This window comes from Micromonospora sp. BL4 (genome assembly GCF_003667505.1).
In the GTDB taxonomy this organism is placed as follows: domain Bacteria; phylum Actinomycetota; class Actinomycetes; order Mycobacteriales; family Micromonosporaceae; genus Micromonospora.
The window spans coordinates 20,195-31,128 of sequence record NZ_RCVJ01000102.1 but is presented as its reverse complement, the minus strand read 5'-3'; the positions used below and the strand labels follow the sequence as shown (position 1 = coordinate 31,128).

Annotated in this window: 10 protein-coding genes; 5 read left to right on the top strand and 5 right to left on the bottom strand. The window is 71.5% G+C overall.

All coding sequences use genetic code 11. The features are described 5' to 3' along the window. Together EAD89_RS09900 and EAD89_RS09895 are read right to left on the bottom strand one after the other, a co-directional pair. Positions 1 to 698, bottom strand: a 698-nt coding sequence (locus EAD89_RS09900) for a hypothetical protein (protein WP_147458786.1), incomplete at its 3' end; no start/stop codon positions are given. A 190-nt stretch (positions 699 to 888) separates the two neighbouring features. After that, positions 889 to 1,845 (bottom strand): zinc metalloprotease, encoded by a 957-nt coding sequence (locus EAD89_RS09895; protein ID WP_121675504.1) that lies wholly within the window; start codon positions 1,843 to 1,845, stop codon positions 889 to 891. 287 nt (positions 1,846 to 2,132) lie between these two features. Here EAD89_RS09895 and EAD89_RS09890 point away from each other — a divergent pair, with 287 nt between their 5' ends. Next, entirely contained in the window at positions 2,133 to 2,618 is a 486-nt protein-coding gene (locus tag EAD89_RS09890) for a carboxymuconolactone decarboxylase family protein (protein WP_121655798.1), read from the top strand. Between the two features lie 4 nt (positions 2,619 to 2,622). Here EAD89_RS09890 and EAD89_RS09885 read toward each other — a convergent pair whose 3' ends face one another. After that, positions 2,623 to 3,375, bottom strand: a complete 753-nt coding sequence (locus EAD89_RS09885; RefSeq protein ID WP_121675506.1) for a TIGR03089 family protein — start codon at positions 3,373 to 3,375, stop codon at positions 2,623 to 2,625. 141 nt (positions 3,376 to 3,516) lie between these two features. Here EAD89_RS09885 and EAD89_RS09880 point away from each other — a divergent pair, with 141 nt between their 5' ends. Next, complete coding sequence (locus tag EAD89_RS09880) at positions 3,517 to 4,548, top strand: hypothetical protein (protein WP_121675503.1); 1,032 nt, start codon at positions 3,517 to 3,519, stop codon at positions 4,546 to 4,548. A 54-nt stretch (positions 4,549 to 4,602) separates the two neighbouring features. After that, positions 4,603 to 6,909, top strand: a complete 2,307-nt coding sequence (locus EAD89_RS09875; protein ID WP_121675502.1) for an esterase-like activity of phytase family protein — start codon at positions 4,603 to 4,605, stop codon at positions 6,907 to 6,909. 307 nt (positions 6,910 to 7,216) lie between these two features. Here EAD89_RS09875 and ligD (EAD89_RS09870) read toward each other — a convergent pair whose 3' ends face one another. Both ligD (EAD89_RS09870) and ligD (EAD89_RS09865) read right to left on the bottom strand, forming a co-directional pair. Next, positions 7,217 to 8,125: a non-homologous end-joining DNA ligase gene (ligD, locus tag EAD89_RS09870; protein ID WP_121675501.1), complete on the bottom strand. Its 909-nt coding sequence runs from the start codon at positions 8,123 to 8,125 to the stop codon at positions 7,217 to 7,219. Continuing rightward, positions 8,115 to 9,056: a non-homologous end-joining DNA ligase gene (gene ligD / locus EAD89_RS09865; protein WP_121655802.1), complete on the bottom strand. Its 942-nt coding sequence runs from the start codon at positions 9,054 to 9,056 to the stop codon at positions 8,115 to 8,117. The genes ligD (EAD89_RS09870) and ligD (EAD89_RS09865) overlap by 11 nt, the downstream gene beginning before the upstream one ends. Positions 9,057 to 9,141: 85 nt before the next feature. Here ligD (EAD89_RS09865) and EAD89_RS09860 point away from each other — a divergent pair, with 85 nt between their 5' ends. Further along, complete coding sequence (locus tag EAD89_RS09860) at positions 9,142 to 10,173, top strand: Ku protein (RefSeq protein ID WP_121655803.1); 1,032 nt, start codon at positions 9,142 to 9,144, stop codon at positions 10,171 to 10,173. 73 nt (positions 10,174 to 10,246) lie between these two features. Next, positions 10,247 to 10,885, top strand: coding sequence for a DUF4241 domain-containing protein (locus EAD89_RS09855; protein ID WP_121675500.1), 639 nt, complete (start codon positions 10,247 to 10,249; stop codon positions 10,883 to 10,885). Positions 10,886 to 10,934 lie beyond the last annotated feature (49 nt).

Here is a 10,934-nt window from a genome sequence, read left to right as displayed (position 1 = left end):
GATACAGGGGTGACCTGGCCCGGCCGGTGGTCGAAGGTGGTCATCGTGAACCACTCGTCCAGCTCCGGGTCGAAGAGGTTCTGGAGGCCGAACTGCAGGACCTGCCACCACCGGCTCGGATCGCGCTGGTCGACGTAGATGTCGCCGAGCGCGATCGGGAACCGGAACTCCTCGCCCGGCACGGTGGAACCTCCGACGACCCCGACCCGCCAGTGGTCGACGTGCCGGTCCTTCTCGCCTTGCAGGATCTCCGGTCCGACGAAGCGCGCGGTCTTCAGCTTGTCGTTGAAGATCTGGCGGTTGAAGAACCCCGGGACCTTGCTGCACGGCTGGGGCGGAAACAGCGGGATGTTCGGCCACCGGTAGGTGAGCGTGTAGAGCGTGTTCTCGTAGATCAGGTTCGTGAACCAGATCGGATGGTCCGGACCCCCGGCGGTCATCTGACTGTTGCCGTCCCTGCCCTGCCAGCTGAACGGCACGTCGATGCCGAGGTCGCGCACGATGTACCGGCCCTCGCCCTGGAAATCCGCCGGCAGCTGCGGGGGACGCGGCTCCCCCGGATCGTGGGCCGTGGCACCGTCGGCCTGGACCGCTCGGGGCTGCGGCGCGGCGGCCGGGCCCGGTGCGATCACACCGAGGGCGAACAGGCCACCGGCGACCGCCGACACCAGTGTCCGACGTGTACGCCTCGACGCCATCAGCCCTCCGCCGGTTGGAGTAGCGGCCGGCGCTCCGATCGCGCACGTGCCTTCGGCGAAGCGTATGAGCAGGCAGATCTGAGCGACGGCGTAATGAGCCGGCTTCACCGGAAGGGTGAAGCCGACTCCGAAAGGAAGGGGCCGACGAGCCGCTGGCAGCGACCCGTCGACCCCGACGCGCGTTCCCTGACTACCCGGCGCCACCGGCCCGGAATGCCACCCAGGCGTCGCTCATCCGGTCCGCCTGTCCGACGGTGAACATGTTCATGCAGGAGTCCTGCGTGTAGTCCATGAAGTTGTGGATCGGGTCCAGCCCGGGTGCGGTACAGGTGTCCGCGCCCACCGGGCAGTCGAACTGCGGCGCGGCCTCCCGCGGAGTGTCGGCGACGAAGTCGCCGGCAGCGGAGCACCCGTGCGCGAAGGTGTGCTCCAGCATCAGCCAGTGCCCCACCTCGTGCGTCAGCGTGTCGCCCAGGGAGTACTTCCCCGCCGTGCCGCCCGGCATCGACTCGTCGAGCATCACCACGCCGTCGATGTAGTCGCGGCCGTTGTTGTAACCCTTCGGGAAGTACGCCCAGCCGAGCAGCCCGCCGCCGATGTTGGCCGCGTACACGTTCAGGGTCTCCGAGTCGCCGGTGTACAGCGCCTTCTTCATGTCCCGCTCGTTCTTGCCCGGCACGACCGTGTACCAGGCGCTGTTCACCGTCCACGTCGTGTCGACGAGGTCGAACCGGAACGGCGTGTCGGAGGCGTTCGCCGCCGTACGCCCCGCGAACGAGTCGTTGAGCACCGCCATCTGCGCCGCGATCAGGGTGTTCCACCTGGTCGTCTCGGCCGCGGTGAGCGGGTGGTCGGAGACCATGTGAAAGACCGTCGGCACGGTCACGCTGCCGTTGGCCAGGCGCGGAGCGTCCTTGATCACCCCGTAGGCGTTCGCCTCGTTGTCGGGGTACAGCTTCGGCTCCTGCGCGGTGGCGCCCTTGGCGACCCGGGCCGCGCTGTGTGCCTCGGCACCCGGCTCACACGCGCCGACACCCGGGGAGGCGGGAACGGGTGCCGCCACCGCGGCGTAGCCGCCACCGGACGCCAGGAGCGTCGCGGCGGTGGCGGTGAGGACTGCCAGTCGGAAAATTGGTCTCCTGTGCATCGGTGCACCTCTCGGGGGAATCGGAGACGGCGCGGGGTCGTCAGGATCAGGTCGACGACGTCGTCTTCCCGGTATGAGACCACGCCGACGGCACCGGCAAAAGGCCTGCGTACAGCCCTGATGGGGGGTGTAACGGCAGGACGCCGAGGAGCGCTGTTAACGCCGTCCGCCGCCGTTCTGGGACGCTTGGAGCTGTGGCGGCCGTCACCCCGCCGCGCCGTCACAGGACGCTGCTCGCCGGCATCTCATGGTCGTCCGATCGAATACCGGGAGTGAAGGACGGAACCATGGACGCCCGATTCAACATGTTCGGCAACGAGATCGCCATGAAGTTCGCCAAGCGGTTCGCCAACGCCGGCATGGTGATCCAGCAGTCGCCGCTGCCGAAGTCCACGCAGGAGCTGGTGTCCCTGCGGGCCAGCCAGATCAACGGCTGCGGCTGGTGCATCGACATGCACACCAAAGAGGCAGTGGCGGCCGGGGAGAGCGCGGTCCGGCTCAACCTGGTCGCCGCCTGGCGCGAGTCCACGGTCTTCACGGAGGCCGAGCAGGCCGCGCTGGCGCTCGCCGAGGAGGGCACCCGACTCGCCGACGCCCACCCGGGCGTGTCCGACGAGACCTGGGCCCAGGTGCGCAAGCACTACGACGACGACCAGATCGGCGCCCTGGTCGCCCTGGTCGCCCTGATCAACGCGGCCAACCGGCTCGCCGTGATCGTGCACCAGCGGGGCGGCTCCTACGAGCCCGGCATGTTCGCCGCCGCGTTCGAATGAGGCCCTAGAGGACCCGGCTCACCCGCTCGGCGGCGACCACTGTGTCCCGCCGGGCGGGGTCGAGGTTGGCGCTGATCACCACGGACGCGCCGGCGGAGAGCGGCGCGAGCAGCCACTTCAGCGGCTGCTCGTGCTCGGCCGCGTCGACCAGCAGCCGGTCGCCGGCGCGCAGGTCCAGCATCTCGGCGATCCCCCCGGCGAGGGCGCCCCACTCGCCGTAGGTGGTGCCGTCCGCACTGGCCGGGTCAGACGGGCGGATGGCGGTGTGGTCGGGCGTGGCGTCGGCGTACCGGAGCACCTCGGCGGACCAGTCGAGCCAACCCAACGGCACGTCGGCCAGCGGCCCCGGCCCGGTGCCGACGAGGTAGCGGTGCGGGGCGTCCGGTACGTCCTCCAGCCAGTCGTCCTGCCGTTCGGGGGTCACGAAGACCGCGTCGAACGGCCGGTCGCCGCCCGGTTCGAGGACCGGCAGGCCCGCGGTGGCGCGGGGCCGGAACGACACCGCCAGGCCGGAGGCCCAGGCGCCCAACAGAACCGCAGCGGTACGCCAGTGCGGCGGCAGCAGCACCGCTACGCGGCTGCCGGGGCCGAGCCCGCAGCCGTCCCGCAGGAGACCGGCGCTGCGCGCCGCCCAGGCGCCGACCTGGTGCGCGGTCAGGTCGACCCGCTCGCCGGTCGCCTCGTCGCGGTAGCTGAGCAGCGGACGCTCGGCGTCGGTGGGCTGGACCGACAGGTCGGCCGTGACGGTTGGCTGCATCTCCACGCTCCCCGGGTGACGGCGTCGAACCACCTTACTCAACGACTTTGGTCGCGCCGGTCGTCGGCCGATGGCCGTATCGGCTGTCCGGGTGGCCGGCGCACGGTACGGGTGACCCCGAAGCGCCGCTGAGGAGCCACCGTGCCGACCGAGTCCCGCCCTGCCACCGTCGACCGTCTTCCACTGCGCCGCCGGCTGCTGCCGGTGGTGGCGTTGCTGCTGCTCGCGCCCTGGGCCGCCGAGTGCTCCTGGGGCGGCTTCACCCTCGACGACTTCCTCCCGGTGCTGATCTTCCTGGGCCCGATGTACGGCGGGGCGGCCATCCTGATCCGGGAGACCGCCCGGCATCTCGGCGCCGGCTGGCCGGCGATCGTGCTGCTCGCCGCCGCGTTCGGCGTGCTCCAGGCCGGCCTGGTCGACCAGTCGCTGTTCAACCCCGGTTATCTCAACGACACGGAGTACGCCGACACCCGGGCCGCCGCCGAGGCCACGCTGGTGCCAGGCCTCGGGTTCAGCGTCCGCCAGGCCTTCGACTACGTGGGCAACCACATCGCGTTGACCATCTGCGCGCCGATCGTTCTCGTCGAGTCGTTCCTCGGGCCGGACCGCCGGCTGCGGCCGTGGCTCGGCCGGCCCGGGCTCGCCGTGGTCGGCGTGATCTACCTGCTCGGCAGTCTGCTGATCTTCTCGGACAGTGGGCGGACGGGCTTCCTGGCCAGCCCGCTCCAGCTGACCTTCGCCGCGGCGGTGGTCCTCGCCCTCATCGCGACGGCCCTGCTGCCCCGGTGGCGTCACCCGCACCCGCGGCACGCCCGCCGGGCACCCGGCCCGGTCTGGGTGGGCCTGGTCGTCGTCGTTCACTTCGGCACCGAGGTGACACCCGGTTGGCCTGGGATGGTCATCGCGCTGGCGCTCGCCGCCGGCACCGCGGGTCTGCTCGCCTTCTGGTCCTCCCGCGCCGGTTGGGGGCAGCGGCACGTGCTCGCCGCCGGCACGGCGAGTCTGGTCACCGCCGCCGCGTTCGCGTACCTGGTGCCGCCCTATTCGCCGGCGACGCCATCGGCGGCGCTGGCCGCCGACGTGGCGGTCAGCGTGGTCACCGTGGCCCTGATCGGTGGCGCCTGGTGGCGGCTGCGCCGCGCTTCGCCGGTTGTTCATCTCGGCGCAAGCTGATGCTCCCTCTCGGGTGCCAGCCTCCGTCCGGGTACCAGCAGACGGAGGAACTCCTTGTCAGTCAGAAGAGCAATCACGGCGCTCACCGCAGCCGGGGTCGCGGTCGCCACCATCAGCGGCGCCACCTCGGCGACCGCCGGGGAGCGGCACCACCCGAGCGGTGCGGTCGCCTTCGACCGGGTCGCCACGTACCCGGTCTTCGAGAACCGTCCGGCCGGCGAGGACCCGGCGACCCCGACGGTCGCCGAGATCTCGGCGGTCAGTCCCGACGGTCGCACCCTGATCCACACCGACGCGCTGGCTCGGCGGATCGGCTTCCTCGACATCTCCCGGGCCGACCGGCCGCGCGGCCTCGGCACGCTCTCCCTGGCCCAGCTCGGCAACGCCGAGGACGAACCCACGTCGGTGGCCGTGGTCGGGAAGTACGTCCTGGTGGTGGTCAACACGAGCAGCAGCTACACCGAGCCGTCCGGCAGGCTGGACGTCATCGAGCTGGCCAGCCGCGAGCGGGTGGCCAGCTTCGATCTGGGCGGCCAGCCCGACTCCATCGCCATCAGCAAGGACCAGCGGTACGCCGCGATCGCCATCGAGAACGAGCGCGACGAGGAGGCCACCCCGCCCGGCGGCGAGGAGGGCGACCTGCCGCAGGCGCCCGGGGGTTTCGTGCAGATCGTCGACCTCACCGGGAAGACCCCGGCCGGTTGGCGGCTGCGGCCGGTCGCGCTGACCGGCGCCGACGGGAGCGCGCTGCCGGCGCTGGTCCAGGCCGGCCTCGCCGCGCCGACCGACCCGGAGCCGGAGTACGTCTCCATCAACAGCCGTAACCAGCTGGTGGTGACTCTCCAGGAGAACAACGGCGTCGCCCTGATCGACCTGCCCACCGGGCGGATCACCCGCGTGTTCAGCGCGGGCACGGCGACCGTCAGCGGGATCGACACGGAGAAGGACGGTGTCATCGACCTGACCGGCGGCATCACCGATGTGCCGCGCGAGCCGGACGCGGTGGCCTGGGTCGACGACCGCTATCTCGCCACGGCCAACGAGGGCGACTGGCGGGGCGGCACCCGTGGCTGGTCCGTCTTCGACAGCCGCACCGGGCGGGTCGCCTGGGACGCCGGCAACAGCTTCGAGCGCCTCGCCGTCACGTACGGGCTGCACAACGAGGACCGGGCCGGCAAGAAGGGCACCGAGCCCGAGGGCGTCGCCGTCGCCGAGTACGACGGCGTGCGGTACGCGTTCGTCGGTTCGGAGCGCAGCAACTTCGTCGCTGTCTACGACCTGAGCAACCCCACCAGGCCGGTGTTCGAGCAGATCCTGCCGACCACCAACGGGCCGGAGGGGCTGCTGCCCATCCCGTCGCGGGGGCTGCTCGCGATCTCCAGCGAGGAGGACGACGCCTCGGTCAACGTCCGCGCCTCGGTGTCGCTCTACCAGCTCGGCAAGGGCACCCCGGCGTTCCCGAGCATCGTCTCCGGCACCGACCGGGCCGGCACGCCGATCGGTTGGGGCGCCCTCGGCGCGCTGAGCGCGGTACCCGGCAAGCGGGACCAGCTCTACAGCGTCACCGACGCGGCGTACGGCCAGACCCAGATCCTCACCATCGACGCGAAGCGGACGCCGGCAGTGATCACCGGTGCGCTGGCGGTGCAGGACGCGACCGGTACGCCGGTCGGGTACGACGCCGAGGGCATCTTCGCCCGCCCGCAGGGCGGCTTCTGGCTCGCCGTCGAGGGTGCCAAGGGCTCGGAGAACAAGCTGGTCCGACTGGACGCCGCCGGGATCACCCGGCAGACCGTTCCGCTGCCCACGGATGTCGCCGCCGGCCTGGCCAAGCAGGGTCTGGAGGGGGTCACCGCGACCACCGACCGGCAGGGCCGGGAGATCGTCTGGGTGGCCGTGCAGCGGGAGCTGAGCACCGACCCGACCGGCGTGGTCCGGCTCGGCCGGTACGACGTGACGGCGGGCACCTGGAGCTGGTTCGGTTACCGGTTGGGCAGCACCAGCGTGCCGGGCGACTGGATGGGTCTCTCCGAGATCACCGTGGTCGGCGACCGACTCGCCGTCATCGAGCGGGACAAGCTGAACGGTCCCGCCGCCGCGGTGAAGCGGATCTACACGGTGCCGCTGCCGGGTGCGGCGGCGACCGGCCCGCTCAAGGTGCTGCCGAAGACGCTCGCCGTCGACGTGCTGCCCGCGCTGCGCGCCACCAACGGCTGGACCCAGGAGAAGCTGGAGGGTCTGACCGTGGCCGGCAACGGCGAGGTGTACGCGATCACCGACAACGACGCGGTCCAGGACGCCACCGGCGAGACGGTCCTGCTGCGGCTGGGCTCCAGCGGCAAGATCTTCGGGCGCAGCTGACCCGCCGCCGCTCACGTTCCGGCCCGGCGTCCACCTGAAGGTGGGCGCCGGGCCGGTCACACCCGGTGATGCCGGGTGCCGGGCCGGCATCACCACACCACACCCTTTGCTCTGCTTACCTGTACGCGCCACGCACGCTGCGCGACCAGACGTATGGCTGCCCCTTCGGGACCATCGCGCAAAGGCGCAGCTCAGCGCGGTGGTGCGTAGAGGTAAGCAGAGCAAAGGGGTTGAGTGGTCCGACCAGGGGCGGCGCTGTCCGTCGCGCTCAGTGACGAGCAGTGCTCCGCCGTCCGGGCACTGGCCGTCACGGCAGCTCGGGGCCGCCGTCGAGCAGCGGGGCCAGCAGGTCGCCGTACTCCTCGACCCGGTCCAGCACCTCGGCGGCGGTGAACTGGCGGACGGCCGGCTTCCGGCCGCGGGCGCCGGCCTCGACCTCGTCCCAGGTCAGCGGGGTTGAGGCGGACGGCACGTCCTGGGCCCGCAGCGAGTACGGCGCCACCGTGGTCTTCGCCGCGTTGTTCTGGCTCCAGTCGATGAAGACCTTCCCCGGGCGCAGGTTCTTCGCCATCTTCGACACGATCAGCTTCGGGTGCGCCTTCTCCAACTCCTGAGCGACCCGCTTGGCGTAGTCGGAGACGACCTCGGACGACTGGGTGCCGGCGATCGGGCAGCAGAGCTGCATGCCCTTCTTGCCGGAGGTCTTCGGGTACGACTCGATCCCGTCGTCGGCGAGCCGGTCGCGCATCAGCACCGCCACCGGGCAGCACTCGGCGAGCCCGGCCGGCGGCCCCGGGTCCAGGTCGACCACCATCATGTCCGGGTGCTCGCCGACCTTCCACTGCGGCGTGTGCAGCTCCAGGGCGGCCAGGTTGGCCAGCCAGACCAGCGTGGGCAGGTCGTCGGCGACCACGTAGTCGATGGTCTCCCGGCCCTTGCTCGACCCGGGGACGGGCAGCGTCTCCAGGCGTACCCAGTCGGGGGTGGCGGCCGGGGCGTTCTTCTCGAAGAACGAGCCGCCGCCCACCCCGTTGGGGAACCGGATCCGGGTCAGCGCCCGGTCCCGCAGGTGCGGCAGCAGCACCGGCGAGATCCGCGTGTAGTAGTCGATCACTTCACCCTTGGTGAAGCCGGCCGACGGATAGAGCACCTTGTCCAGGTTGGACAACTCCAGCGCCCGGCCCTCGACGTCCACCCGCAACCGCTCACCCGGCATCGTCGACCTCCTCCGGAGGTTTGTCCGGGCGCAACCGCAGCACCCGGGGGAAGCGCAGCCGGCCGTCGGGGGTGCGCTGGCCGTACTTCACCTCCACCACCACCCGGGGAGTTACCCAGATGGCGCCCCGGGCATCCTCGCGCGGCACACCCGGCGCGAACGGTGACACGCCCGAGCGCAGCGGTTCCAGCTCGGCGAGGAGTTGCCGTTCGATGGCCGCGCCGATCCCGCCGCCCACCCGGCCCCGGTAGATGAGCCGGCCGTCCGGGCCGGGCACACCGACCAGCAGCCCACCGATCCGGCGCGCGCCCGGTCGCCAGCCACCGACGACGAAGTCGCCGGTCACCTCCAGCTTGACCTTCACCCAGTCCGGCGAGCGCACCCCGGGGCGGTAGACGGCGGCGACCCGCTTGGCCATCACCCCCTCCAGGCCGTGCTCGCCGGCCGCCTCGTACGTGGCCGGGCCGTCGGCGAAGACCGGAGGCACCGCCCACCGGGCACCGCCGAGGGCGAGCGCGTCCAGGGCCTCCCGGCGGCGCTCGTACGGCCAGCCGGTCAGGTCGTCGCCGTTCAGCCGGAGCAGGTCGAAGATCATGTACGTCACCGGCATGACCGCCGCCAACCGGGCCGCCTTGTTCCGGTCCCGGACGTGCATCCGTTCGGCCAGCGCGGTGAACGACGGCTGGCCGCCCTCGCCCAGCAGCACCACCTCGCCGTCGAGCAGCGCGTCGTCGACCTGCTCGAACAGGGTGGCCAGTTCGGGGTACGCGGCGGTGATCTCCACGCCGGAGCGGGCATACAGGTGTTGACGGCCGGCGGAGATGTCGGCGAGCGCGCGGACGCCGTCCCACTTGAACTCGTACGCCCAGCCGTCACCGGCCGGGAGCGGCCCGGTCATCGCGAGCATCGGCTTGAGCGGCGCGCCGGGCACGACCCGACTGTAGTAGCAGGCCGAACACCTCGCGTCCCGTTCGTTCGGATGCGAGCATGGTCGATACCGGGGAAGGGAGCAGAGGATGCGGGCCATCTGGAAGGGAGCCGTGTCGTTCGGGCTCGTCTCGATCGGGGTGAAGCTCTACTCCGCGACCGAGGAGAAGGACATCCGGTTCCACCAGGTGCACCGCGAGGACGGTGGCCGGATCCGCTACAAGCGCACCTGCTCGGTCTGCGGCGAGGAGGTCACCTACGACGACATCGCCAAGGGCTACGACATCGGCGGCGGGGAAATGGTGATCCTCACCGACGAGGACTTCGCCGACCTGCCGCTGACCAGCTCGCGCGCGATCGACGTGCTGGAGTTCGTCCCGGCGGACCAGGTCGACCCGATCCTCTACAACAAGGCGTACTTCCTGGAGCCGGAGGGCACCGCGACCAAGCCGTACGTGCTGCTGCGCGACGCGTTGCTCGACTCGGAGCGGGTGGCCATCGTCAAGGTGGCGCTGCGCCAGCGCGAACAGCTGGCCACGCTGCGGGTCCGCGAGGGTGTGCTGCTGCTCAACACCATGCTCTGGCCGGATGAGATCCGGACGGCGGATTTCGGCTTCCTCGACGAGGACCTCAAGGTGCGCCCGCCGGAGTTGGCGATGGCGAGTTCCCTGATCGACTCGATGACCGGCGAGTTCGAGCCGGACGTCTTCACCGACGACTACCGGGCGGCGTTGCAGGAGGTCATCGACGCCAAGGTGGAGGGTCGGGAGGTCGTCCAGCCGGAAGAGGTGGAGGAGGCGCCGGCCGCGGCGGTGGACCTGATGGCCGCGCTGAAGGCATCGGTGGACCGGGCTCGGTCGGCCCGCGGCGAGCAGCCGGCCCGTGGCGGCGGTGGCGAGCCGACGCCCATCTCGTCGGCCCGTTCGGCCAAGAAGGCGGCCGAGAAGAAGACGGCGAAGGCGCCCGCGAAGAAGGCTGCGGCGAAGAAGACCGCCGAGAAGAAGACGGCCGCGGCCAAGGCCGAACCGGCGAAGAAGGCCGCCAAGAAGACCCCCGCGAAGAAGGCGGAGCCGGCTAAGAAGACGGCGGCCCGCAAGGCGGCACCCCGCAAGACCGCCTGACCGCACGGCAGCGACGGAGGCGTCGGCCGGACCGGGTACGCTCCGCCGGCCGCTGGCCACCGGAGGAGCCGCCATGCCGTACACCCCTGATCTGGACCGGTTGTTGACGCCCGGCGCTCGCTTCACCGACGAGCACGGCTCGTACGTGATCGAAGCCCACCCGGTGGGCGACATCGTGCTGCCGACCGGCCAGGTGGTCGGGTGTGACCCGCTGGTGTGCCCGGAGGCCGAACCGTTCACGGTCACCGTGCCCCCGGGTCGGCATCCCGCCCGCGCCTGGGTGGCCGTGGTGCTCCGGGAGGACGCCGAGGTGGACCGCCGGGTGGCCGCGCTGGAGCTGGTGGTCCAGGACGCGCCGACGGTCCGTTGGGAACCGGCCGTCGCGGGCGACCAGGACGTCGCCACCCTCGGCGCGGACGACTACTTCGGGTACGGGGTGGACGCCGGTGCCGGCACCCTGGCCGACCCGACGGCGCTCGCCGCCCTGGAAGCCTGGGACTACGACCAGGTGGAAGCGGTGTTCATTCCGGCCGAACTGCCCGTCTCGCCGGTTCCGGGCCTGATCACCGCGGTGCTGGACGAGGCCACCGGCGCCAACGTCGTCACCGTCGCCACGGGCTGGGGCGACGGCTGCTACGGCACCTGGATCGGGCGCGCCGACGACGGCCGGGTGACGTCGTTCGTGACGGACTTCATGGTCGTGCCGGAATAACCGTCGCGCCGGGCCCGGGATGGCGCCCGCGGAACGATCCGGACGGTCC